The organism is Chitinophaga sp. 9-1-y (assembly GCF_059511905.2).
In genome coordinates, this window is sequence record NZ_CM197955.1 from 7754701 (window position 1) to 7780639 (window position 25939).

Genomic DNA, 25939 nt, shown 5'->3' on the forward strand with positions numbered 1-25939 from the left:
ATGTTCATCTCCGCTGCATTTTTGCTAAAAGCTAATAGCTAACTGCTAATTGCTACTTCACCATCTTTCTTCGTCGTCTGGTAAATTGTCTTGTTTATAGGTAGCCCTGGAGGTAATTTTTTGTAGTTGCCGTTCAATGATCAGTGCAGCAATAGATTTATAAGGGTCTGTTGCATTGACTGCGGCGTTTTCCAGTATTTGTTTTACCCGGTTTTCAGATACATCTGTGCGGTACAACAAAAAAATAAACTGTTGAAAGTTTTCGCTGATCAGTATTTCCAGCCTTTTAGCGAGTATTTCTTCCAGTAATTCGTAACTGACATTAACGGGTACACTTATTTCGAAGTGATCCTGCGCCCATGCTGCTGCTTCCTGAAGATATAGTGCTGGCAATGCGGTCATTATTTCATTTGTTTTATTTTGTAAGAAGCATTTGTAACCACCTTTACAGGAACTTTCAGGTCGTGCTTAATACGTTTGGCTTTATTGGCTTTGTAGGTGTAGTCACCAGACATATCGGTGTTTTGAACACAGATGCTGGGAAGTCCGCTGCTACGCATAATCAGGTAGTTGGACGAAGTGGTGCCGGAAATCTCAGCGGTGGCTTTAATACCGTCGTCGAGGGTCAGCAGTTGTACTTTATCTGTTTTGATTTTATTGGTACCTCCAATTTTCGCGGTTTGTGCATCCCAGGTTTGCAGGTTCCAGTATAGGTCTACGCTACCTATGAGGCCACCGCGTAACGGCACATTTTCTTCCCATTGGGTGCCTGTTTTAATACCGTGGGCAGGATACATGATGAGCAGTTGTTCCAGCCAGCTTTGGAACGCGGTGGTGCCAAACTGGTCTTTCATCAGTTTTTTATAGGCTTCCTGTTCGTCTTTTTTCAGCTCATTGAATGCACTGCTGGCATTATCGAGGATGTTATCCAATCCTTCTACTTTATTAATGATACCAGAAGTTTGTATTTCAACGGTAAAGGGTTGGTTCAATACTTTCGCAAGTCCGGCCTGGAAGGGCTCATCGGCTTTTGCTACTTTGGCATCCACGAAGATGTTCTGGTTTTTAGCGTTGAAATTGAATTTCAAATCTTTGTATCGGAAAGTGAGGGTGGTTTTACCGGGTTGTACATCTGTTACTTCTATGGTAATGATATTGTTGTAGTCGCGGGTAGTGCGTTGTACAATGTCGTTTACAGTCATGTAGGTTTCACTTCTGCTCTTCTGTTCCAGTTCAAACAGTTCTCCTTTATGGAAAGTATAGTTGAGGGCTACATACTCTTGTGCAGTGGCGGAAAAAGCCAATGTTACTATTGTTACAATCAGTCCCAGAATTCTTTTCATTACCATTTTTATTTGATCAAACATATTTTTCAATTACGCCCAAACCAAATAAGGCAAAATCGTACCTGGCGGGGTCGTCAGGGTCGAGTTTCCTCAGTTGGTGGGTGAGGGCGGCAGCTGTTTTCCAGTCGGCTTTCGCATCAGATATCAGGCCCAGTCTGGCGGCTACCCTACTCACGTGTACATCCATCGGGCATACCAGTTGAGCGGGTGATATGTGTTGCCAAAGCCCAAAATCCACGCCATTTTCATCTTGCCTTACCATCCAGCGCAAATACATGTTCAATCGTTTGCAGGCTGAGTTCTTGGCGGGGGTGGCAATATGTTTTTCAGTTCTTTGGGGATGTTCCAGTGAAAAAAATACTTTTCGGAATCCGGTCAGCGCTTTTTCCACATTTTCATCCTCTGGGCTGAGATGCGCGCTGAAGGCAAATTCCAGCGAGGTTACATTGGTATAATAGTGCTGGAGAAACTCTACAAAGTATAGCAAATCCAGGCCGTTAAACGTACGGTGACAAAATGAAAATAGCTTCATCCGGTCTTTGGGCTGATGATGACGGATAAAATCATAGGGTGAATTATCCATCATTTTCATCAGTTCCGTGCATTTATTGATGATACTGGTCCGGTTTCCCCAGGCCAGTATGGCCGCAAAAAAACCGGATATTTCAATATCCTGCAATACACTGAAACGGTGCGGTATGCAAACGGGGTCATTTGCTATAAAGTCCGTGTGGTTGTAATACGCGGCCTTTGCATCCAAAAACTCCCTTAGTTTCTCGATTTTCATAAGTTAAATCACGTGTATCACCGTAAACCATTTTATATCAGCACTCGCTCTTGACATAAAAAGGTGCAGGATATGGTTAGGGTAAATATTTACGTTCTGGTAAAGATAATTTTTACCGGATAAGAATTAAAATCTATTACTTAACCGATGGCGTTCGCCAGATCAGCGGTAAGATCGTCTGCGTCTTCAATACCCACACTTAAACGGATAAGGGAATCCACTAATCCATTTTTCATTCTTTCCTCGCGGGGAATAGAAGCATGGGTCATGCTGGCAGGATGTCCTATCAGCGATTCCACCCCGCCTAACGATTCAGCCAGTGAAAAGAGATGGGTAGTACTCAGGATGCGGTTTGCAGCTTCAATACTATCATCTTTCAATGTAAAGGACATCATGCCACCGAAGCCCCGCATCTGTTGTTGGGCAATATCATGATTCGGATGGTCGGTAAATCCGGGCCAGTACACCTTGTCTACCTTGGGGTGATTGCGGAGGAAATTAGCCACTACTAGGCCATTTTCACAGTGGCGTTGCATGCGCACATGTAAAGTTTTGATACCACGGAGCACCAGGAAGCAGTCTTGCGGGCCAGGTACCGCGCCACAGCTATTTTGTATAAAATACAGCCGTTGGGCCAGGTCTTCATTTTTTACGATCACTACGCCATGCACCACATCACTGTGGCCTCCCAGGTATTTGGTAGCAGAATGCAGCACAATGTCGGCGCCCAGGTCCAGTGGATTTTGCAGGTAAGGTGATGCAAAGGTATTATCTACACAAAGCATGATTTCGCTCTTACGGGCTATTTGCGCACAAGCAGCGATGTCTATAATTCTCAGGAGTGGATTAGTGGGTGTTTCCAGCCAGATCATCTTTGTCTGGGGCGTTATATGCGCCTCTATGTTTTTGGCGTCAGACATGTCGATGAAGTTGAACCGGATACCGTAGCGCTCAAATACCTTGGTAAAAATGCGATAGGTACCACCATAGAGGTCGTTGGTGGCAATTACTTCATCGCCTGGGTTCAGGAGCTTCATAACGCCATCGGTAGCCGCCAGCCCGCTTCCGAAGGAAATACCATGTGTACCATTTTCAATGGCCGCCAATGCATTTTGCAGGGCGTCGCGGGTGGGGTTTTGCGTACGGGCGTATTCATAGCCTTTATGCACTCCCGGCGCGCTTTGCACATAGGTAGAGGTTTGAAAAATAGGGGTCATAATAGCACCGGTAGATGGATCGGGGGCTACACCTGCGTGTATGAGTTTTGTTCCCAGCTTCATGTCTTAAAGATTTAAAAATGAGTAATTTCTGGCGGTTTCCAAATATACTCCAGTTTTTGCGATTGAAGATACCCAAATGATAAGAGGAGTTTATTGTCCATTTTAGCTGGTATGGATATATAATCGCAAAAAATACAACGGTTACGAACATTTTTATATCGTTCACCAATTCACACCTAACGGTTATGTATAATCGGACTAAATTCGTTTTAGGTTTTTCATAGGATATGGTTAAAATTCTTAAGGCGGTATTCTTACCGCTTTTCTTTTTTTAAAGCAAAGCTGTTAGCAGCATCTACATAAAAGCCAGAGCGGCAAAGTAGCCAGCAATTAAATTGCTTTCTACTTTGCCGCTCTGGCTTTGTAAATATCAGTAGTGATTATTTCTTTTTAGACGGCGCCACAGCATCAGACCATTTGATAGGCAGGCTCACGCTTACCTTATCCCAGGCGATGATCAGGTTGGCACCAGGATCTCCTTTTTCAAACACCATGGTAAATGCTTCCACTGCGGTATCCAGTGCTACTACCGGCAGGGCGGTTCTTACTACGTCTTTTTTCTGATCGTATTTGAAGGCACCCCATATATCAGTTTCTTTATTCAGGATGATGGTCCAGGTTTTTTCCGTTGGAATAGCATACAGGGTGTAGCGACCTTTTGGAATATTTTTACCAGCAACGATCACCGGGCGGAAAAACTCGATCTCAGTAGCTTCGTTGGCGCCTAAACGCCATATTTTACCATACTCTTCCAGGTTGCCGAAGATATCTCTGCCTTTGGTTTGCGGGCGACTGTAAATCACGCGCGCTACCAGGGAACCAGGCTCCCCTTTAACTTTTACTACATAAGGATACATTACAGGGTAATAGGCCATGTCCATAGGGCTGGCATCTAAAGGCGGCAGTTTTTTATCCTGTGCTCCGGCGTTTAAACCGAGCATGCCTGCTATAAAGGCGAAAAGGAGAACTTTTTTCATCATCCTGGAAAGCTTTATTTCTTTAAAAGGTAATTGGCGGCAAACCTACCTTTTTTTAGGGAATCAGAAAAGCAGCAGCCCTGCTTTTAACAAGCTGTTAGCGGTTTTCCATTTGGAGCAAATTCTCCACATGTGCCTGAAGCTCAGGGAAAAATTCCTGGTAACAGTCTTTTAATGCGGCGTAGTGTTCCATAAAAACTGCAAATATCATATTGCCATCGGTTTCGAGGTAGCGGGCACGCCGTGCCACTCCCCTGATGGACCTGGCAATACCGTCCGTAGTGTGGTAGTTATACAGCCAGTTATAGGTTTGCATATATTCAAACATCTGCAGAAATGCCGGCGGCAGCTGGGCCGACCGCAACCTGATCTCCGTGTAAACGTAACGGGCAAACGAATACAGCGAATCATTCGTAAAACGTTCGTTGTCATTGGCTAAGAAGTGGTCATATACCAGGTCTGTGAATACGCCACTGTAAAGTCCGCAGGAAGGCCGGAAGAAAAGTTTTGCCCGCGTAGTCACCGGGTGTTGGTCGGTGAAGGTGTCAATGGCCCGGTGAATACGAATCCCATGCTGTATCCCCTCACTATAAGCCGCCAGATTCTTTTTGCCCTTCACAAAATCGGCAATCAGGTTACCGGTGATCAGTTCAGGTTGCCGGAAAGATAAATAAGCATGGGCCAGGTGATTCATGCCCTCAAGTTACGTATTTATGCCCAATGGCTCTGTTGGGTGGCCACCGGTCATTGGACATCAATTGTGATACGATCGGAGGGCTTAGGAATGAAGGATTTATACATTTAGGGAAGATATTTTCATACCGCTTGCCAATTATCCGCCTTCTTCTAAAACTCTATCCACTTTAACAATTTCTTAACGCTCGGCCATGCAACATTGGCAAGCTGGCACCAACAAACAGGCCACGGCGGCTCTATATGCCCGGATGTCCGCCACCGGTCAGGTGGACGTTCATTACCGGATACCCGAAGTTATCATGTACTCCCATCAGTAAAGTATGCCTTGACCACTGGCCACTTCCCGGCGTAGCTTTGACTCATCGAAACAAACAAAACCTAAAAAAAATTTTAAAAACATAAATTTTTTCCGCCATGAAAAAACTTATCTTATTAGTTAGCACCGCACTTTTACTGAGTGCCAACGTATTGTTCGCAAGTCCTTATGAAACGACTGCCAACACTAAAATTAACAGCACCTTCAACGAATCTTTTGCTGGCGCTACAGATGTAAAATGGTATACAGACGATAACAAAACGTTTACCGCCAAATTTACCATGAGCAATAGCAAGGTAACTGCCTTCTTCAAAGAAGATGGTACCTTGATGGCTACCTCCCGTTACCTGCAGGCAGAGCAATTGCCGCTGAAAGTAACCGGTAAGCTGAATAAAAAATATCCTGGTGAGAGCATTTATTGTGTAGTGGAATATACCGTTGGCGAAAACGTGGTTTATTTTGTAACGCTGGAAGGTACAGACACCTGGACCGTTATCAAAACAGATGCAGAAGCGAATATGAAAGTACAGAGCCGTCTCAAAAAAGCTTAGTTTTAGTAGTGTTAAAAATTCGGAGCTCATCGCTTTTGCGATGGGCTCTTTTGTTTTATACTGCGGTACCGCCGCCCTCCAAAAATTATCTTAACTTTGCCACCTGTTAAGGCTTTATTAGCCAGACTGTTAATGTATAAACGACTAAATGACATGAACAAGGGACCCGTTTCTCAATTTATCCAGCACCATTACCGCCACTTTAATGCAGCTGCATTGGTGGATGCTGCCAAAGGATATGAAACACATTTGCTGGAAGGCGGTAAAATGATGGTGACATTGGCCGGTGCGATGAGTACGGCTGAATTGGGCATTTCTTTCGCAGAAATGATCCGTCAGGGTAAAGTGGATATCATTTCCTGCACCGGTGCAAACCTGGAAGAAGATATCATGAACCTGGTTGCACATACACACTACAAAAGAGTGCCTAACTACCGCGATCTGAGTCCGCAGGAAGAGTGGGATCTGCTGGAGCAGGGCTTTAACCGCGTTACTGATACCTGTATCCCGGAAGAAGAAGCGTTCCGCCGTATCCAGAAACATATCTACAAAATCTGGAAAGACGCAGAAGAGAAAGGTGAGCGTTACTTCCCGCATGAATTCATGTATAAACTGCTGCTGAGCGGCGTAATGAAAGAACATTACGAAATTGATCCAAAGAATAGCTGGATGATTGCCGCTGCAGAAAGAAATATTCCTATCATCGTTCCAGGATGGGAAGATAGCACCATGGGTAACATCTTTGCTTCTTACTGCATTAAAGGAGACCTGAAAACGTCTACCATGAAAAGCGGTATTGAATACATGATTTTCCTGTCTGAGTGGTACCGTGCAAATTCCGGTGGTAAAGGCGTTGGCTTCTTCCAGATTGGTGGTGGTATTGCCGGTGACTTCCCGATTTGCGTAGTGCCTATGATGTACCAGGATCTGGAGTGGACCGATGTTCCTTTCTGGGGTTACTTCTGCCAGATATCAGATTCTACTACCTCTTATGGTTCATACTCTGGTGCGGTTCCTAACGAAAAAATTACCTGGGGTAAACTCGATATTCATACACCTAAGTTTATCGTAGAATCAGATGCTACTATTGTGGCGCCACTGATGTTTGCGTATATCCTTGGATGGTAATATACTGTACGATAGTTTATAAAAAGACATGCCGCAGATGATTTCTGCGGCATGTTCGTTTCGGGCTCCTGCCTGCAGTTATATAAAGAGTTCCGCAGCTATCCCGTCTGCAAACAGGCGTCCTGCTTTAGTGAGCCGAAGGGTGTCTCCTACCCTTTCCATCTGTTGTGCAGCCATAAAGGGCTGGCTATTTGTGACCAGGTGTGTTGCCAGTGGGGTACCAAATTTCTCTGCCACCCACTCCAGGTTGCAGCCGGTGGAGGTGCGTAGCGCCGTCATAATGTACTCGTTGAATTGCATGGCGGTTGTCAGCGATTCCAGTTCAAAAGGAACTTTTCCGTTCTGAATACTTTGTATGTATTGGGTGTTGTTGGCAATATTCCATTGCCGGGAATGCCCGTTAAAGGAATGTGCAGACGGGCCTAAGCCCAGGTAAGATTTCCCCTGCCAGTAGCTGCTGTTATGTTTCGAATGCCAGCCAGGCAATGCAAAGTTGGATATTTCATAATGCTCATAGCCGGCAGCACCCAGCATATCCATGAGCATTTCAAAATGGTACGCTGCTTTATCGGGATCTGTAGCGGCCATCTTCTTTTTCTTAATAAAATGATCGAGGGCGGTACCTGGTTCCACAGTAAGGGCATAACAAGATAAATGCGGAATGCCTAATGCAATCGCCTGTTCAATATTTTGTTTCCAGCCTTCATCAGTGAGGGTGGGGCCACCATAAATAAGATCAATGGTGATGTTATGGAAACCCAGGTCCTGCGCCTGTTGTACACAGTCCAGCGCCTGTTGGCTGTTGTGGGCCCGGTTCATCCAGGTGAGGTCTGCTTCATGGAATGACTGTATGCCAATACTCAGCCGGTTAATGCCGGCGGCTTTCAGCATGGAGAGCTTTTCTATGTTCAGGTCATCCGGATTGGCTTCCAGCGTTATTTCTGCGTCATCGGCTACCGGGAAGGTAGCGCGCAGGTGCAACAGTAATGCCTGTAACTCGCTGGCCTGGAGGAGGCTGGGGGTACCACCGCCAAAATAGATGGTGTGCACCGGTGCTCCGGCCAGGTAATCTTTTTGCAGCGTGATTTCCTGCAATAAACTTTCCACCATCGCTCCCTGCTTTGAAACGGAAGTGGAAAAATGAAAATTGCAGTAGTAACAAGCCTGTTTACAAAAAGGAATATGTATATAAATTCCGGACATGCGCGTTTTATAGTGGTCTGCCATTGCCGTTTTACGGGGCAACTATGGACTATTTTAATATCTTTGTTGCATCAAAATTACGTTTCAGTTTTGTTATGTGAACAGGACTACGTTAATTGCTGCTGTTTCGGGAGAGCGTGAACGGAGCGTTTATTATTGAAAAACCGATTTTAAAGTCATTGCAAAATATTTTCCTGGTGCGAAACTGGTTATTGCTGTTATTCATTTTCAGTTATTTGCCGATACTGGCGCAAACAACAGATTCCGCTGCTGTAAAGCCGCCGGTAGTAAAGAAAAAGCCGGTAATCGCCCGGACGGCTGGTGATTCCACACGTCCAAAAGTGCATACCACTTCAGCGGTAAAAAAAGATTCTGCACGGGTAAACCATACTCCCGTAGCGCCATTGACCGCATCCGTTAAAAAAGATACTACAAAGACAGCCGGGGATACCACCGGGCATAAAACCGATAGCACCGCAGTGGTGGCTGCTCCCAAGGTAAAGGTGCCATCGGCATATGATCTGTATATGAAGAAGATGGCGGCGGAAAATATCTTCCTGAAGCCCGGCAGACCAACGTTTGTAGACACCAATCCAGCGCGCCCCTACCGCAGTATGGACTGGCTGATTTACCTAATGGCTGCCGTGTTATTGGTGCTGAGCGTGATCCGTTTAATTTACCAGAAGTATTTTTCCGACCTTTTCCGCGCCTTTCTCAACCCTACGCTGAGCCAGCGACAGTTAAAAGATCAGTTATCGCAGTCGCCTTTTCCGAATATGCTGTTGAATACCTTCTTTGCTATTGTACTGGGACTGTATTTTTACCTGGTATTATACCGTCAGCAGGTATTTCCGCAGGCAGAGCCCTGGTTACTGATTCCGGGTTTAATTGTGTTGGTAGCGGTGGTATATGGATTTAAGTATATCATGCTGCGTTTCTGTGGTTGGTTATTTGGTAATAGCGAGCTGGCAGATGCTTACATTTTCATCTTGTACCTGATTAATAAGATTCTGGGGGTATTGTTGGTGCCCTTTTTGGTAATAATTGCTTTCTGTAGCCCTGAAATTGCCCGTACTTTCCTCTATATATCGTTATTTTTTATTGTATTACTCATTATATACCGGTATATTAGATCTTATTCGCTAGTTAAGCAATACCTATCTTTCAGTAAATTGCATTTTTTTCTTTACCTTTGCGCATTCGAAGTAGCGCCTGTTTTAATATTAACCAAGGTGCTGCAGAATATCTGGTTAACTGGTAATCCCTGATTATCGCCTATTGTTAACACAAGAGCAAAAAACGTATGATAAAAGGCGGGCCAAAAAAAGATTTGCAAGGTAAACAAATTCAGTCAATCCTAATTTCTCAACCTAAGCCTGAAACTGAAAAGTCACCCTATTTTGATCTGGCCAAGAAGTTCAATATCAAGTTGGATTTTTTCCCGTTCATTAGGGTGGAAGGTTTGCCAGCGAAGGAGTTTAGAAAACAGAAAATCGACATTCTTAGCTTTACAGCAGTGATTTTCACCAGTCGTAATTCGGTAGATCACTTTTTCCGTATCTGCGAAGAAATGAAGATCAAAGTGTCGCAGGACTGCAAGTATTTTTGCATTACAGAAGCGGTAGCATTGTACCTGCAGAAATTCATTCTCTACCGTAAGCGGAAGGTATTTTATGGAGCAGACGGTTCTACCAAAGGTGTGCTGGAAGTAATGAACAAGCACAGGGATAATGAAAAATTCCTGTTTCCCAGTTCCGATAGCCAGAAGAAAGACATTGAGGAGTGGTTAAAAGCCAACAAGTGTGAGTATGCTACTGCTACCCTTTATAAAACGGTTTCTACGGATGTAAAGGAAGTATTGGCGGCTACAGCTTACGACATGATCGTATTTTTCAGCCCATCAGGTGTGAAATCATTGTTTGAAAACATGCCGGAGTTTGAGCAGAATGGTACCCATATCGGTGCCTTCGGACCCACTACCTCCGCTGCCGTTGAAGAAGCAGGATTGAGACTGGATGTAAAAGCACCACTGCCGCAAGCGCCATCCATGGCCGCTGCATTGGAACAGTACCTTACTACATTAACAAAAAAGTAGCAGTATTTTCTGCATAAAATAAAGCAGGGATGACCATGTGGTCATCCCTGCTTTATTTTAGCGGTTAGCCATTAGCTTTTAGCAAAATGCAGCGGAGACCCACATAATATTATCTTCGCTGCATTTTGCTAAAAGCTAAAAGCTAATGGCTAACTGCTAAAAAAATATTTCTTTGTAATCCTGAAAAAATAAATTTCTTTGTAAGAGATTATTTTATCAATCAGTTATCGCGTATCGGAATCCATGAACAAGCTTATCAGTGAAACCAGTCCGTATTTGTTGCAGCATGCACATAATCCTGTTAATTGGTATCCATGGGGAGAAGAGGCCCTGCAACGTGCTTTGCAGGAGGATAAGCCCATCCTGGTAAGTATTGGCTATGCGGCTTGTCACTGGTGCCATGTAATGGAGCGGGAGAGTTTTGAGAACGCCGCTACCGCCGCCATCATGAATGAGCACTTCATCAATATTAAAATAGACCGGGAAGAAAGGCCGGACCTGGACCACATTTATATGGATGCCGTACAGGCAATGACGGGTGCTGGTGGCTGGCCATTGAACGTTTTTCTTACACCAGAGAAAAAGCCTTTTTATGGTGGCACCTATTTCCCGCCAACACAGGCCTATAACCGTCCTTCCTGGACCGATGTGCTGCTTTCTATTGCTGAGGCTTTTCAACAGAAACGGGAGGAAATAGAATCACAGGCCGATAACCTGGTGCAGCATATTAGTCAATCGGCACAGATTGGCCTGCAACCTGGGTTTGCATTGAATATTCCCCACGAAGAATTATTTACCAAAGCGCAGTGCGACAGCATCTGTGAAAATATACTCAAACAGGCAGATACCACCTGGGGCGGCTTTGGGCGGGCGCCTAAATTCCCCCAAACCTTTACAATTGCTTATTTATTGCGTTACCATCATGCCTGGCATCATCCGGCAGCCTTGCAACAGGCGTTACTATCACTTGATAAAATGTTGCAGGGAGGCCTTTATGACCAACTGGGTGGCGGTTTTGCCCGCTATTCCACAGACGAAAAATGGCTGGCACCGCATTTTGAGAAGATGTTGTACGACAATGCCCTGCTGATAGATGTGCTCTGTGATGCGTATCAGTTGACGCGTAACAACGTATATGCACAAACGATAAAGGATACACTGACTTACATCGACCGGGAAATGACGGCTCCGGAGGGAGGTTTTTATGCCGCGCTGGATGCGGATTCGGAAGGCGTGGAAGGTAAATTCTATACCTGGAGCAAGGCGGAAATACATCATATACTGGGAGAACAGGCCAAACCTTTCTGTGAGTATTATGATGTAAGTGATCATGGGAACTGGGAAGAAACAAATATATTGTGGGTAAAACAGCCACTGGTACAGTTTGCGGCAGAGAAAGGCTATGATGCTGATATATTGGGGGCTATGTTGCAGGGCTGCCGTGAAAAGCTGCTGGCAGTACGGGCAAACAGGATCCGCCCGGGATTGGATGATAAAATTTTGCTGGGATGGAATGCCATGATGGTACATGCCTGCTGTAAAGCTTATGCGGCGCTGGGAATAGAAGCCTACCGGGAGATGGCCATCCGCAATATGGATTTTTGTTTGGCAAACTTCCGCCAAACAGCCGATAGTTGGGCTTTTTATCATACCTGGAAGCAACAGGAAGCTAAGTATCCTGCCTTCCTCGATGATTATGCCTGTTTGATTCAGGCATTGATTGCCCTGCAGGAAGTAACAGGCAATACTACTTATTTGTACCAGGCACGGGATATTGCCACTTTTGTGACGGTGCATTTCAGTGATGAAAATCAACTTTTCTTCTACTATACTATTGAGGGCCAGGAAGATGTGATTGTACGTAAAAAGGAGATTTACGATGGGGCGGTGCCCAGTGGCAATGCGGTGATGATGCAAAACCTTTGGTACCTTTCGGTTGTTTTTGATCATAAGCTATGGGCTAACAGGTGTACAGGCGCTGTTTCTGGTCTTTCGCAAACAGTAGTTCGTTACCCTACTTCCTTTGGCGTGTGGGCGAGCCAGTTATTACAGTTTGTAAAAGGGACCCCGGAGCTGGCAGTGGTAGGAAAAGATTTTAAGGAGAAGATGCAGGAAACCCAAAAATGGTTTATCCCGTATAAAATATTGCTGGGGTCAGAAAAAAATATTTCTGACATCCCGCTACTGACAGATCGGGCGCGGGAAAATGACACTTTGATATACTTATGTAAAGATTATCATTGCATTAAGCCGGTACATTATATGGAAGAAATTATTAATTTAATATAATAATTATGTAACTTGCCCCTTATAAGGGTGGCCGGCGATTCAACAAATGTTATTATGACTATATAATAAAATGTTAAAAGTAACGTTTAAACTAGTTACAGAACGGTGATGAGTGGGATTGAAAAAGTTGTATAAAAAGTCACTACGGATTAAAATTAATTATTACATTTGCTATCTTTCATATAAACAAAGCGGGTGAAATATGAGAAATGTGTTCCCTTGTATACAGGCAAATCGCACCAGGCTGGTTAATAGAAAAAACATATTCTGATGAAAGCTACCCTTATGAAGCTTAACTATGTAAAAGGTCTGTTGGCAGTTTTGCTGGTTTCCCTGCTGGCCAGCTGTGGCGGTAGTAAAACCCCTAAAAATGCACAAGGGCAATTGATCGGCGTGAGTCCGAGACCAAAGTACACTCCCCCTGTACCTTACGGCATGGTATACATTCCTGCCGGAACTTTTCACATGGGTCCCAGTGATGAGGACGTAAACTATGCATTTACGGCGCGTAACAAGGCGATTTCCATTTCCGGCTTCTATATGGATGCCACGGAAATTACCAATAACGAGTATCGCCAGTTTGTGCAGTGGGTACAAGACTCCATCGCTCACATCCTGCTGGGCCATGTAAAATCTGATGATGGTCATGATATCATTGACTGGAAGCAGAAGATTGTCTGGAAAGATAAAGCCACCTGGGAGAAACTGGATGCGATGGTGTATTCCGAAGCAGACAGGTTGTATGGCCGTAAAGATATTGACGTGGGTAAACTGATTTACCACCAGGAAACTTTCAACTGGGATAAAGCCAAGCTGAGAGAGAATATTGGTAAACCCCGTTCTACCTTCATTGTAAAAAAAGATGTGCCCATCTATCCGGATACACTTTGCTGGATCAGAGACTTCTCTTATGCCTATAACGAGCCAATGACACGTATGTACTTCTGGCACCCGGCATTTGATAACTATCCGGTAGTAGGTGTAAACTGGCACCAGGCAACGGCTTTCTGCGAATGGAGAAGTAAATTCTGGGAAGATTACCGCCTCAGCAAGAAGCTGTTTACGGAAGATAAATTCCAGCTACCTTCTGAAGCACAGTGGGAATATGCTGCCCGCGGCGGAAGAGAACAAACACCTTACCCTTGGGGAGGTTACTATATCCGCAACAAAAAAGGATGTTTACTCGCCAACTTCAAACCTGGTCGTGGTAACTATCCGGAAGATGGTGGATTTTACACTGTACGTGCAGATGCCTACTGGCCTAACGATTACGGATTATACAATATGTCCGGTAACGTAGCTGAGTGGACCGCAGATATCTTCTACGAAAATGCCTACTCATTCACTTCCGATATGAACCCTTATCTGAGAATGGATGTACCAGATGATGCGCCACTGAAAATGAAGCGTAAAGCTATCAGGGGTGGATCCTGGAAAGACGTAGGTTATTTCCTCCAAACCGGAACCAGAACATATGAATATCAGGATAGTGCTAAATCTTATGTAGGTTTCAGATGTACCATTGCCCTGAGCAGAAGAGCGAAGCACAGATAGTAGAACCAAATTTGTAATAGCCTGTATTTAATAACTACCAAAGACAACCTTTTGTATTATGTACACTATTATTAGCAAATCAGTGAGAATTAACTATTCCATACAGACTTTAACTATTAACACTTTAACCAGTAAATTTTAACCTATGGCTATGAATCCTAACAAAGCTAAATGGCTGAACTTTTTCGTATGTATTGCGGCTTCCGTGGTAATTATCGGAGCGTTATTTAAACTGCAACACTGGCGGGGAGCTGATATTGCTTTGATCTTAGGTTTGAGCACAGAAGCGCTGATCTTCTTCGTATACGCTTTCGTGCCTGATTCCAGTGCTTCTCATCCTGAAGGACAAGTGGTGGCAGTTGCCGGCAGTCCTGCAGTAGCTGGCCTGGATAAAATGCTCCAGGAAGCAGACATCACTCCTGCTAACCTGCAACGTTTGAGCGAAAACTTCCAGAAACTGGGTACTACTGTTGACAAAATGAGAGACATCAGCGATGTAGTAGCAGCAACCGGAGATTACACACAAAAAACAAGAGAAGCTGCCAGCGCTATTGGTAATGTAGCTAACGCTTACACTACTGCTGCTGCTGCCGTATCTTCTTTCAACAGTGCATCAGAATCTACCAAAGAATTCCATGTACAGATGCAGGGCATGACTAAAAATCTAGCTTCCCTCAATGCTATCTACGAACTGGAACTCCAGGACACTAACAACCACCTGAAAGCAATGAACTCATTCTACAGCAACCTGCAGAATGCTTCTTCCGCTATGAGTGGCAGCATTGAAGATGCTAAGAAAACTCAGGAACAAATTTCCCTGCTCGCTAAAAACCTCAGCAACCTGAACTCTATCTATGGTAACATGCTGAGCGCTATGCACGGAGGAAGATAAGGTATCGCTAATAGTTTCGAATTAACACTTATTATTAAATCTGAAAACAAACTATGGCACTACCTAAAGATCCTAGGCAGAAGATGATCAACATCATGTACCTGGTCTTGACGGCCATGCTCGCGTTGAACGTCTCTGCTGAAATATTGAACGCATTTAGTATCGTAAATAACTCAATCAATACCTCCAATAAAACGGTAACAGATAAAAACGATTTCATTTACTCACAGTTTGATGCGCAAATGAAGGATAATGCTGCGAAAACAGCACCTTATAAAGCCAAAGCAGAGGAAGTAAAGAAATTGTCTGCCGGCATGTTTGAGTATGTACAGTCCCTGAAAGAAACCATTATCACTGAAAGCGGTGGTAAAGATGAACACGGTGAAATCAAGGATAAAGCTGGTCTGGATGCCCCTACAAGGGTAATGGAGAACAACAAAAAAGGACCTGAATTAGAAAGCAAGCTGAAAGAGCTGCGTGAAAAATTCCTCTCCTATATTGACGATCCTAAAAAGAAAGAACAAATTGAAAAAACTTTACCACTGAAAATAGAAGTAGGTAAATCCTATGATGATCACGCTGGTGGTCCTAAATCATGGACAACCTACCACTTCAACATGGTACCTACCATTGCAGCTGTAACCATCCTGGGTAAATTCCAGAATGATATCAAAAACTCAGAATCTGCCGTGATTGATTACCTGTTCAGTCGTATCGATGCACAAAATTTCAAATTTGATAAAGTAAAGCCTTTCATTTCACTGAATTCCAAAAATCTGATGGAAGGACAAACCTTAACTGCTAACATCGCAATAGGCGCTTACAGCAGTACGGTGAATCCAACCATTGTTGTAAATGGTCAAACCATTGAAGCACACGAAGGTTTAGGAACTGTGAATATTCCTGCTTCCGGGCTTGGTGAAAAATCCATCTCCGGTACTATTACCTTACCTAATCCTACAGGTGGCGCACCTGTGTCCTATCCCTTTACAGAAACTTATAATGTAGGTGCTTCAACCACCTCCATCTCTGCCGACAAAATGAACGTACTGTATATCGGCCTGCAGAACCCAATTTCAATTTCTGCCGCCGGTGTACCTGCTGAACAAGTATCTGCCTCCATTAGTGGTGGTAACATGACTAAACGCGGTTCAGGTGAATATATCGTTACTGTAAGCCAGCCAGGTAAGGCAGTGATCAACGTAGTTGCTAACATCGATGGTAAAACCAAATCATTGGGTCAGAAAGAATTCCGTGTAAAACGTGTTCCGGATCCAATCCTGAAAGTAGGTGTTAACAAAGGCGGTAGCATGAAAGCAGCTGACTTTAAAGTACAGGGCGGTTTACGCGCTGACCTGGAAGACTTCGAATTTGAAGGTGTAAAATATGAGGTAGTTGGTTACCGTGTTGGTATCTCTGCAAAAGGCAAAGAATACCAGGAAGGCGATGCTACTTCCGCTTATTTCCCAGGCAATGTAGCGGCATCTATCCGCTCCCTGCGCCCAGGTGATGAAGTGTTTTTTGAAAACGTGAAAGTGAAAGGCCCAGACAACATCGTTCGTTCTATGCCGAGCACTATATTTAAATTAAACTAACGGTCAATTAATTACTGAATTATGCGAGCAGTAATATTTAACAGAATAGGTTGGTGCACTCTTTTGCTGGTAATGCTGGCATCAGCTGCAGATGCGCAAAGACGTGGTGGTACAACCCGCCGCAGAACTGCTAACACAGCTACGGCTACACCAGATGCTTCAGTAGTAAACCCGGCAACCGGGAATGCTGTCACACCTCCATCTGCTCCCCCTGCTTCTCAACGCCCGGACGGTATCACCAGTCCGCTGGTAGACACTCCCCGCAAATCATTACGTATTGATGGTGTGGTGGAAAGAAACCTGGCAAGAGAACGTACGCCAATCGCCTACGACTACATCCGCGAGGATGACAGGTTCTGGGAAAAGCGTATCTGGCAGGTAATTGATATCAGGGAGAAAATCAATCTTCCTTTTCAATACAACGTGGAAGATGAAAGTGGTACCAATCAGCTGTTCATAAATATTCTGCTGGACGCAATCAAGAATAAAGAGATAGAAGCTTTCAGCGCTATCGACGACCGCTTTACCACCATAATGCCCTACTCCGAAATCCAGAATAAACTCAGCGGGGAAGAAAGAACCGTACGTAGTATAGATCCGGTAACCGGCGAAGAAAAAATGGTGACTACCCGCGATGACTTCGATCCTCGTACCATCAAACAGTACAAAATCAAAGAAGTATGGGTATTCGACAAAGAAGCTTCTGCCCTGAAAGTTCGCATACTGGGTATTGCTCCTATGGTATCCCGTGTAAATGAAGACGGCTCTATCCGTGCCTCCATTCCTTTATTCTGGGTATATTATCCTGATTGCCGCGGTATCCTGGCTAAACACGACGTGTATAACCAGAACAACGATGCATCCACTATCAGCTGGGAAGACCTTTTTGAAATGCGCTTCTTCGGTAGCTACATAGTGAAGGAAAATAATACCTACAACCGCGAAATCAAGGATTACATTAAAGACGGTGTTATGCGCCTCCTCGAAGGACAAGCCATTCACGACCGTATCTTTAATAAAGAGCAGGACTTGTGGCAATACTAGCATAAAGCCTAAAGCCTAAAGCCTAAAGCATAAAGCATAAAGCATAAAGCGATTATAGCGAATGATAAAAGCGAGTATCAAATTACTCATCCGCTTTTATCATTCGCTATAATCGCTTTATGCTTTATCCTTTATGCTTTCAGCTCTTTTTTCTTATCTTTCTTTCCGTATGCAGTACCTCGAGTCACTTCGTAAAACCGTTTTTCAGATGATGCCGCTCCCCGACCGCGAATGGGAGGCATTCGAAGCAGTATGGACACCAGTGCAGTATAAACGAAAAGAAGTGCTGACCGTAGCCGGCGAAGTAGAAAAATATCTCTACTTCGTTATCTCAGGGGTACAAAGAATTTTTTGCCTGGATGATGATAAAGAAGCCACCCTCCTCTTTTCTTATACCGGCTCCTTTTCTGGTGTAATGGATTCCTTTCAGTTACAACGCCCCTCTCCCTGGTACCTGGAAACACTTACCCAAAGTGAACTGCTGCGCATGAACTACGCCGACTTTAACCGCCTGACACTCGAATACCCGCTGATAGAAAGATGGGCAAGGATAGGAACAGTAGGGGCATTGTCTGGTGTAATAGAACGCCACCGGGAGCTGTTGTCTTTCACCGCGGAACAAAAATTCAGGAAACTGCTCACCCGCAGCCCCCAGGTATTACAACTGATCCCACATAAATACCTCGCCTCTTACCTGGGCATAGATCCGGCAACCTTCAGCAAATTGCTGAGTACTGTGAAATTATAAAATGTTGATCTGCACAAAGATTTTTCAACGGCTGTTGGTCTAGCTTTGCAATAAATATGGATGACATGGAGGCCGTTAACAGTATTGAATTGCTGCATAGTTTGCGCAAACAGATCGTAGAGGGGTATGATAAGGTGGTGCATCGTTTCGGTGAGCAGGCAGATAATATATTGCAACAACCGCCTGCACCTGGCAAATGGAGTGCTGTGCAATGCCTGGAGCACCTGAATAGCTATGGCAGGTTCTATCTTCCGGCACTGGAAAAAGCTATTATCACGGCAACACAAAAAAACAGCCAGCCAGCAACATTATTCAAAAGCAGCTGGCTGGGCGCCTGGTTCACCCGCCTGATGCAGCCTTCGGCAGACGGACAACTGCGTTCCAGGATGAAATCTCCCAAAGATCATGTGCCGGTATCACAACCGGCTGTAACCATGGTGTTGAAAGAGTTTATGGAACAACAACTGCAAATGGAAGCATTACTTATCCGCGCAGAAAAAATAAATATCCGGCAGGCCAGGGTAACTACTTCCCTCTCCCGCTTTATTAAATTGTCTGTAGGAGATACCTTCGGGTTCCTGACCGCGCATATCAACCGCCACTTGCTGCAGGCAGAAAATGCCATAGCAGTAAGTGTACCACCGTTAACCAAAGTCGTATAGTACTAGCTGTTATGAAAATGATTCCAGATCAGTTTGGCTTTGGCGGCACCTACTTCTTTCTCCAGGTCTTCCTGCGACAATAACTTTATTTTGGCCACAGACCGGAAGGTTTTCAGTAATTGTGTAGCGGTGTTTTCTCCAATCCCTTTAATACTTTCCAGTTCATTTTTGAAAGTACCCTTGCTTCGTTTCTGCCGGTGAAAAGTAATCCCGAAGCGGTGTACCTCATCCCGCACCCGGCGTATGAGTTTGAGGCTTTCACTATTGTAGGGTAATTTGATACTTTGAGAATCTCCGGGGAAAAATATTTCTTCTTCATTTTTAGCTAACCCCACTACGGTCATGCTACCGATGAGGTTCAGCTCGCGAATGCTTTCCATAGCAGAACCGAGCTGGCCTTTACCGCCGTCAATGATCACCAGCTGTGGCAACGGCTGTTGCTCTGCTAACAGGCGATTATATCGCCGGAAAACCACCTCTTTCATAGAGGCAAAGTCGTTGATTCCTTCTACGGTTTTAATATTGAAATGCCGGTAATCTTTATTGGAGGCTACGCCATTTTTGAACACTACGCAGGCAGCTACCGGATAGCTTCCCTGGAAGTTGGAGTTATCAAAGCATTCAATGTGTTCCGGTAATACCGGTAATTCGAGATCTGCCTGCAGCTGGTATAATACCTGCTTTCTTTCCATATCAGTTTTGCCTTCCAGGTGCAGTATCTTCTTGCGGTATAGATCTTCTTTGAAGTAGTTGACATTTTTTTCAGAAAGCTCCAGCAATTTCTTTTTATCACCGCCTTTCGGAACGGTCACGGTAACGCTGCTTTCAGGGTATTCTACCGGAAGTGGAACTACTATTTCGTTAGTAATACTTTTGAATACTTCGCGGAGATAGGCAATGGCATAGGCCAACACTTCTTCATCACTTTCTTCCAGTTGTTTTTCGAGCGTTACTGTTTTGGTATCTGCAATGGTACCATTCATAATGCGCAGGTAGTTTACATAGGCGTGGTTGCCTTCACTGATAATGGAAAATACATCCACATTTCCCATGCGGTTATTTACAATGGTAGATTTGGCAGAATAGTCTTCGAGGCTGGCAATTTTTTTACGCATAATTTCCGCTTTCTCGAATTCCATTTTGGACACGTGTTCCAGCATCTGTTCTTTAAACAGGTTTACTACCGGTGTAAGATTGCCTTTCAATACATTTTTTACCTGCTGTAATCCTTCGCGGTAGTCTTCCTGTGTTTGCAGGCCTTCACAGGGGCCTTTGCAATTGCCCAGGTGATATTCAAGACATACTTTGAACTTCCCTTTTCGTATATTCTCTTCCGTTAAATTGAGATTGCAGGTGCGTAAGGGGATGTTGTATTTAATCACGTCCAGGATTTCCCGTACCCTGCCCACGGAGGTAAAAGGGCCTAGGTAGTCGGAACCATCTTTGACCACATTCCTGGTAAAAAATACGCGGGGGAAGGATTCGTGTTTAATAACGATATATGGATAGGTTTTATCATCCTTCAGGTTGATGTTGTATTTAGGCCTGAATTGCTTGATAAGGGAGTTTTCCAGCAGAAAGGCATCCTGTTCTGAGTTAACGATGGTAAACTCAATATGATGGATGTGTTCCACCAGTTTGCGGGTTTTGTAGCTATCATGATTTTTTACAAAATAAGAGCTGACCCGCTTACGCAAACTTTTGGCTTTCCCTACATATAGGAGGGTGCCAGATTCATCGTAGTATTTATAAATACCTGCATCTACAGGTATGGTATGTGATATTTTCTGAAACTCCGGTGCGGTCATGTTTACATCCCTTTTTTAGGTGCCATCATTACGTTTATTTCCAGTTCTTTGGGTGTCAGGAAGGCTATTTTTTGATAGGTAGTCATCCGAACTTGCCTGTTTTGCTGGTAGAGTAAATCCTGTCTGAATTCGTATACCAGGTTGCTGGTGTAGGAGTGAATGCTTACCTGTTGTATGTTGCCTTGTTTGTCCAGTTCCATAGTTACTTCAGAAGGGTTGGTTTGTTTCCCTTTTGATTTATAGATCACCGATTTCCGGCCGGAAAAAGGGTCGTATAAGCTGGAAGTATCATATTCATCCCGGAGGGAAGGTTTGTTCAGGTCTATATCTGCAAATGGCTTCAGCAGGTCGTGTATGGTGGCACTATCGCTGGCAGACATACTGGTCGTATCTTTTTTGCCATTGAGTATCACGGTTTTGAATAAGGTGAGATCATTATTACGGATATGTGCATTTTCCTGGCTGAAGTAGGTTGGCAGTGGAGCAAACTTATCCTGAGCCGGTCCTTTTGATGGGTTATTTGCCTGGTTACAGGCGATGAAGCCAATGATGGTAAATAGCGCCATTACTTGCGGGTATATTCTCATGCTGCAAAATTAATACTTAAATGTGGGTCATAAAAAATGCGCCGTAAAAACGGCGCATCGATGCATGAGCAAATCTGTCGAGAGCACTAAAAATATGTAAATCAGCTGTTTGGGCTGATATTTTTCGTGGGTAACGTCTATTAAACGGGGGCCAGTTGCGAAATGTTACAGGCACTTCCAAATAAATTGGAAAAAGCAAAAAGCAGAAAGCAAAAAGCTATTAGCGCGAATGATGGAAGCGAATAAGTAATTAATACTCGCTTTTGTCATTCGCGCTAATAGCTTTTTGCTTTCCGCTTTCTGCTACACGAGCAGGTTGCCAGTCATTTCTTTAGGAATGGGCAGTCCCATGAAATGAAGGATAGTAGGGGCAATATCGCCCAGTTTACCATCTTTCACGGGGCCTCTGAAATCTTTATTGATGATAAAGAATGGTACCAGGTTCAGGGAGTGGGCAGTATTGGGAGAGCCATCTGCATTGATCATAAAGTCGGCGTTACCATGATCTGCTGTGAGGAAAACGGTATAGTCGCTGGCCAGGGCGGCAGTAACTACGCGTTCTACGCAGTGATCTACGGTTTCTACGGCTTTCACTACGGCTTCGAATACACCGGTATGGCCTACCATGTCGGCATTGGCGAAGTTGAGGACTACGAAGTCGGCTGATTTTTGTTGCAGTTCAGGTACAATCAGGTCAGCCAGTTCGTTTGCACTCATTTCTGGTTTCAGGTCGTAGGTAGCTACTTTTGGAGAGGCGGCCATCAGTCTGCGTTCACCTTCAAATTCTGTTTCACGGCCACCGGAGAAGAAGAAAGATACGTGCGGGTATTTTTCAGTTTCTGCGATACGGATTTGTGTGCAGCCATCTTTCGCCAACACTTCACCGAGTGTCATGTTGAGATTATCGTTTTCGAAAATGACATGTACGTTTTTGTAGGTACGGTCATAGTCGGTCATGGTAGTATAGTAGATATTCAGTGGTTGCATACCGAAATCAGGGAATGCTTCCTGTGTGAGTACCTGTGATATTTCGCGGCAACGGTCTGTACGGAAGTTGAAGCAAAGTACAGCATCACCCTCCTGGATAGTAGCGATAGGCTGTTGTTGCGCATCGGTTACTACTATTGGCTTAATGAATTCGTCGGTTACGCCTTCTGCATAGGAAGCTTTTACGGCGGTTAAAACATCCTGGGTAGGCGTGCCGGTACCGTGTACCATGGCGTCGTAAGCCAGTTTTACGCGTTCCCAGCGTTTATCGCGGTCCATGGCGTAGTAGCGGCCGGTTACGGAGGCTATTTTGCCGGTGGATGTTGCCAGGTGGGCAGAGAGGTCTTCCAGGAAGCCTAATCCGCTTTTAGGGTCAGTATCGCGTCCGTCGGTAAAGGCGTGGATATATACTTTTTCCAGGCCATTTGCTTTGGCGATATCGGTTAATGCTTTCAGGTGTTGGATGTGAGAGTGTACACCACCGTCGCTTACCAGCCCAATCAGGTGCAGGGCTTTACCATTGTTTTTAGCGTGTGCCAGGGTATCCAGTAAAATAGAATTGGCAGCCAGTTCGCCGTCTCTGATGGCAACGTTGATGCGTTGCAGCTCCTGGTAAACGATTCTGCCGGCGCCGATGTTCAGGTGGCCTACTTCAGAATTACCCATTTGTCCGTCAGGTAAGCCTACGGCTTCTCCGCAGGTAATGAGATGACTGTGCGGGTATTGCTTATATAAACTGCTTACAAAAGGCGTTTTTGCGTGTGCAATGGCATCGGCGTCAGGCACTTTACCTTCGCCCCATCCGTCCATAATTACGAGAATGGCTCTTTTCTTTTCCATATCCTATCTGGTTATAGTTTAATGTAAATTCACTCAGGCGGTGAAAGTACTTATAAAGGGTTTAAATATTTTGCAAAAATAACGCTTATCAAAAAATTAACGGGGAAGACATTCGTTCGTCAAATTTTATAGTTTATTTATTCGAAAATAAATACATATTATCTTACTGTTATTACTTAGCCCTTCATAGCTACCACTATAATGTGATTTTGTTGATTTGCAGCCTGTTTGGCATAGTTTTCGCTTTTAATTTGAGTTAGAAAAATCACATTTTTAATAAAATAACTGACAATGAAGAAGCTATTGATTGTGCTGGGGATTATGTTGTTGGGAGGTGTTTTTACCACGCTTACACTGTCGGCCAGGTCAATTAATATCACCGTTGCCGGCCCATTTGATGATGTAGTGGCGGCATTAAAGCAAGGCGATGTGAATGGCTTATCCCGTTACCTCGACAATACTGTAGAGATCAATATTTCAGGAAAATCGAATTCCTATAGTAAAGCACAGGCAGAAATAATTTTAAAGGACTTCTTATCAAAAAACCAGGTGAAGTCATTTGAACTGGTACACCAGGGGGGCGATAATTCCCGCTTTGGTATTGGTAATATGGTTACAGGAAACGGTACTTTCAGGGTATCTTTTTTCCTGCAAAAGAAAGGTGGTAGTATGGTATTAAATGAATTAAGGTTTGAAAGCAAATAAAAATACCAGTATAAATTAGTTGAAAAACCCCGGTGCCCCGCAATTTATTGCGGGGCACTTTTTATTTTTGAGCTATCTTTCACGTGATAATTACGAATTATGTTAGATGAAGCAGCATTGAATGCGTTTATCAGAAGCGCATTGGCAGAAGATATAGGAAGCGGAGATCACTCCACCATGGCTTGTATTCCGCCTACCGCCAAAGGGAAGGCTGTACTCAAGATTAAGGAAGATGGTATCCTGGCCGGCATGGAAGTAGCCGAAGCCATTTTTAAATGGCTGGATATGTACACCGTATTCACGCCCCATAAGAAAGATGGCGAGGCCATGAAAGCAGGCGAAATAGCATTTGAAGTGGATGCCGCCGTGCATACCCTGCTCATGGGCGAACGACTGGTGCTGAACTGCATGCAGCGAATGAGTGGTATTGCCACCTTAACACATCAATATGTTGAAAAACTGAAAGGATACCATACCAGGATACTAGATACCCGCAAAACAACTCCCAACTTCCGGATGCTGGAAAAAGAAGCAGTTCGTATAGGCGGTGGCGTTAATCACCGGATGGGATTGTATGATATGGTTATGCTGAAAGATAATCACATCGATTTTTCCGGTGGCATCACCGCCGCCATCACCAATACAGTAGCCTATTTGAAAGCACGTAGCCTCCCCCTGAAAATTGAAGTGGAAACGCGTAACCTGGAAGATGTGAAAGAAGTATTGGCAGTAGGGCAGGTAGATCGTATCATGCTCGACAACTTTACCCCTGCAGATATTGTGAAGGCACTGGAGTTGATCAACGGACGGTTTGAAACAGAAGCATCAGGTGGCATTACCATGGATACCCTGGAAGCATATGCGAAAACAGGCGTGGATTATATTTCTGTGGGCGCTATTATACACCATGCCGTGAGCCTGGATTTGAGCCTGAAGGCCATTATCCTTTAAAACAGTTTTTTTGAAGAAGATATTATTTATCATCAACCGCAAAGCGGGTACTGATCGGGAGAAGCGATTGGAACATGCCATCAGCAAACATTTTCCGGCTGATCAGTATGAAGTGAGCACTGCCTACCTGGCTTATCTTGGTCATGGAGCCGATCTTGCCAGGGAAGCTGTTAAAAATGGCGTACACACCGTGGTAGCCGTTGGCGGCGATGGCTCTATCAACGAAATTTCACAAGGGCTGATTGGCAGCAATACCGCGATGGCGATATTACCATTGGGTAGCGGAAATGGACTGGCCCGCGCCCTGAAAATTCCGTTGAATATTGACAAAGCATTGCAACTGATTGTTAACAATAAGCAACGCCCCATTGATGTGGGTTATGCGAATGAACACCTCTTCCTCAGTAATACAGGCGTTGGTTTCGATGCATTGATTTCAGAACAGTTCAGGCATAATACCAGGCGTGGATTATCAGGCTACGCCAAACTGGTGCTGAAAAGTTTTAACAGCTACGATCCTGCAGAATATACCATCGACATCGATGGGCAAACTTTCCAAACCAAAGCATTTCTGCTCACAGTTGCCAATGGCAACCAGTTTGGATATGAGTTTAAACTCGCTCCCAAGGCGAGTGTGTTCGACGGACAACTGGACCTTTGCATTATGCCGCCGGTAGGCATTCTTAGCCTGTTGCCGGTAAGCATTTTTTCGCTGATGGGTAACATAGATCAAACACGTTATATCAGGCATTATACAGGTAAGGATATCACTATCCGCAGTAATGCACTGCAATATCTACAGGTAGATGGCGATGCCGTGCCGCTCACTGAAAAGGGGATGGTACGCATACGGATACAGTCACAGGCACTTAATGTAGTGGTAAACGAATAACCTTTA

25 protein-coding genes are annotated in these 25939 nt (G+C 44.5%); 15 read left to right on the forward strand and 10 right to left on the reverse strand.

Annotation, left to right across the window (positions count from 1 at the left end):
• Positions 1-57 precede the first annotated feature (57 nt).
• From AC5ZC7_RS30930 to AC5ZC7_RS30955, 6 genes are all read right to left on the reverse strand, one after another.
• Entirely contained in the window at positions 58-402 is a 345-nt protein-coding gene (locus tag AC5ZC7_RS30930; protein ID WP_496161510.1) for a hypothetical protein, read from the reverse strand.
• Positions 402-1343, reverse strand: coding sequence for a DUF6263 family protein (locus AC5ZC7_RS30935; RefSeq protein ID WP_496161509.1), 942 nt, complete (start codon positions 1341-1343; stop codon positions 402-404). Before AC5ZC7_RS30935 ends, AC5ZC7_RS30930 begins: the two co-directional genes overlap by 1 nt.
• 16 nt (positions 1344-1359) lie before the next feature.
• Positions 1360-2133, reverse strand: a complete 774-nt coding sequence (locus tag AC5ZC7_RS30940) for a TIGR02757 family protein (RefSeq protein ID WP_496161508.1) — start codon at positions 2131-2133, stop codon at positions 1360-1362.
• 140 nt (positions 2134-2273) lie between these two features.
• Positions 2274-3413 (reverse strand): cystathionine gamma-synthase, encoded by a 1140-nt coding sequence (locus AC5ZC7_RS30945; RefSeq protein WP_496161507.1) that lies wholly within the window; start codon positions 3411-3413, stop codon positions 2274-2276.
• A gap of 380 nt (positions 3414-3793) precedes the next feature.
• Positions 3794-4393: a DUF2911 domain-containing protein gene (locus AC5ZC7_RS30950; protein ID WP_496161506.1), complete on the reverse strand. Its 600-nt coding sequence runs from the start codon at positions 4391-4393 to the stop codon at positions 3794-3796.
• Positions 4394-4487: 94 nt separating this feature from the next.
• Positions 4488-5084 (reverse strand): ACP phosphodiesterase, encoded by a 597-nt coding sequence (locus AC5ZC7_RS30955; protein ID WP_496161505.1) that lies wholly within the window; start codon positions 5082-5084, stop codon positions 4488-4490.
• Between the two features lie 193 nt (positions 5085-5277).
• Here AC5ZC7_RS30955 and AC5ZC7_RS30960 point away from each other — a divergent pair, with 193 nt between their 5' ends.
• From AC5ZC7_RS30960 to AC5ZC7_RS30970, 3 genes are all read left to right on the forward strand, one after another.
• On the forward strand, positions 5278-5403 hold the full coding sequence (locus AC5ZC7_RS30960) for a hypothetical protein (RefSeq protein ID WP_496161504.1): 126 nt from the start codon (positions 5278-5280) through the stop codon (positions 5401-5403).
• Positions 5404-5500: 97 nt separating this feature from the next.
• Entirely contained in the window at positions 5501-5953 is a 453-nt protein-coding gene (locus tag AC5ZC7_RS30965; RefSeq protein ID WP_496161503.1) for a hypothetical protein, read from the forward strand.
• Positions 5954-6106: 153 nt separating this feature from the next.
• Positions 6107-7081, forward strand: a complete 975-nt coding sequence (locus AC5ZC7_RS30970; RefSeq protein WP_496161502.1) for a deoxyhypusine synthase family protein — start codon at positions 6107-6109, stop codon at positions 7079-7081.
• Between the two features lie 78 nt (positions 7082-7159).
• On the opposite strand, the gene hemW is transcribed toward AC5ZC7_RS30970, so the two are convergent.
• A complete protein-coding gene (gene hemW / locus AC5ZC7_RS30975; protein ID WP_511911296.1) occupies positions 7160-8308 on the reverse strand; it encodes a radical SAM family heme chaperone HemW in 1149 nt (382 codons plus the stop codon).
• A 173-nt stretch (positions 8309-8481) separates the two neighbouring features.
• On the opposite strand from hemW, the gene AC5ZC7_RS30980 reads away from it, so the two are divergent.
• The 9 genes from AC5ZC7_RS30980 (at position 8482) to AC5ZC7_RS31020 (ending at position 19163) form a co-directional block, all read left to right on the forward strand.
• A complete protein-coding gene (locus tag AC5ZC7_RS30980; protein ID WP_496161500.1) occupies positions 8482-9552 on the forward strand; it encodes a DUF4271 domain-containing protein in 1071 nt (356 codons plus the stop codon).
• A gap of 35 nt (positions 9553-9587) precedes the next feature.
• Positions 9588-10379 carry a uroporphyrinogen-III synthase gene (locus AC5ZC7_RS30985; protein ID WP_291919963.1) on the forward strand — a complete coding sequence of 264 codons (792 nt, stop codon included), beginning with the start codon at positions 9588-9590 and terminating at the stop codon, positions 10377-10379.
• Positions 10380-10622: 243 nt separating this feature from the next.
• Entirely contained in the window at positions 10623-12668 is a 2046-nt protein-coding gene (locus AC5ZC7_RS30990; protein ID WP_496161499.1) for a DUF255 domain-containing protein, read from the forward strand.
• 270 nt (positions 12669-12938) lie between these two features.
• Positions 12939-14222 carry a T9SS ring complex lipoprotein PorK/GldK gene (porK, locus tag AC5ZC7_RS30995; RefSeq protein ID WP_496161498.1) on the forward strand — a complete coding sequence of 428 codons (1284 nt, stop codon included), beginning with the start codon at positions 12939-12941 and terminating at the stop codon, positions 14220-14222.
• 151 nt (positions 14223-14373) lie between these two features.
• Positions 14374-15114 carry a type IX secretion system motor protein PorL/GldL gene (gene porL, locus AC5ZC7_RS31000; RefSeq protein ID WP_496161497.1) on the forward strand — a complete coding sequence of 247 codons (741 nt, stop codon included), beginning with the start codon at positions 14374-14376 and terminating at the stop codon, positions 15112-15114.
• 53 nt (positions 15115-15167) lie between these two features.
• Entirely contained in the window at positions 15168-16709 is a 1542-nt protein-coding gene (gene porM / locus AC5ZC7_RS31005) for a type IX secretion system motor protein PorM/GldM (RefSeq protein WP_496161496.1), read from the forward strand.
• Positions 16710-16730: 21 nt separating this feature from the next.
• The gene (gene porN, locus AC5ZC7_RS31010; protein ID WP_496161495.1) at positions 16731-17753 is read left to right on the forward strand and encodes a type IX secretion system ring subunit PorN/GldN; all 1023 of its coding nucleotides are present in this window, start codon (positions 16731-16733) and stop codon (positions 17751-17753) included.
• Positions 17754-17922: 169 nt separating this feature from the next.
• Positions 17923-18501, forward strand: coding sequence for a cyclic nucleotide-binding domain-containing protein (locus AC5ZC7_RS31015; protein WP_496161494.1), 579 nt, complete (start codon positions 17923-17925; stop codon positions 18499-18501).
• Positions 18502-18566: 65 nt separating this feature from the next.
• Positions 18567-19163: a DinB family protein gene (locus AC5ZC7_RS31020; protein ID WP_496161493.1), complete on the forward strand. Its 597-nt coding sequence runs from the start codon at positions 18567-18569 to the stop codon at positions 19161-19163.
• Between the two features lie 2 nt (positions 19164-19165).
• Here AC5ZC7_RS31020 and uvrC read toward each other — a convergent pair whose 3' ends face one another.
• The 3 genes from uvrC to gpmI form a co-directional block, all read right to left on the reverse strand.
• Entirely contained in the window at positions 19166-20971 is a 1806-nt protein-coding gene (uvrC, locus tag AC5ZC7_RS31025; protein ID WP_496161492.1) for an excinuclease ABC subunit UvrC, read from the reverse strand.
• 2 nt (positions 20972-20973) lie between these two features.
• The gene (locus AC5ZC7_RS31030; RefSeq protein WP_496161491.1) at positions 20974-21558 is read right to left on the reverse strand and encodes a hypothetical protein; all 585 of its coding nucleotides are present in this window, start codon (positions 21556-21558) and stop codon (positions 20974-20976) included.
• A gap of 303 nt (positions 21559-21861) precedes the next feature.
• On the reverse strand, positions 21862-23385 hold the full coding sequence (gene gpmI, locus AC5ZC7_RS31035; RefSeq protein WP_496161490.1) for a 2,3-bisphosphoglycerate-independent phosphoglycerate mutase: 1524 nt from the start codon (positions 23383-23385) through the stop codon (positions 21862-21864).
• A 291-nt stretch (positions 23386-23676) separates the two neighbouring features.
• Between gpmI and AC5ZC7_RS31040 the strand changes: the two genes are divergently transcribed.
• The 3 genes from AC5ZC7_RS31040 (at position 23677) to AC5ZC7_RS31050 (ending at position 25933) form a co-directional block, all read left to right on the forward strand.
• The gene (locus AC5ZC7_RS31040) at positions 23677-24090 is read left to right on the forward strand and encodes a DUF4783 domain-containing protein (RefSeq protein WP_496161489.1); all 414 of its coding nucleotides are present in this window, start codon (positions 23677-23679) and stop codon (positions 24088-24090) included.
• 99 nt (positions 24091-24189) lie between these two features.
• Positions 24190-25041, forward strand: coding sequence for a carboxylating nicotinate-nucleotide diphosphorylase (gene nadC / locus AC5ZC7_RS31045; protein ID WP_496161488.1), 852 nt, complete (start codon positions 24190-24192; stop codon positions 25039-25041).
• A gap of 10 nt (positions 25042-25051) precedes the next feature.
• On the forward strand, positions 25052-25933 hold the full coding sequence (locus AC5ZC7_RS31050; RefSeq protein ID WP_496161487.1) for a YegS/Rv2252/BmrU family lipid kinase: 882 nt from the start codon (positions 25052-25054) through the stop codon (positions 25931-25933).
• Positions 25934-25939 lie beyond the last annotated feature (6 nt).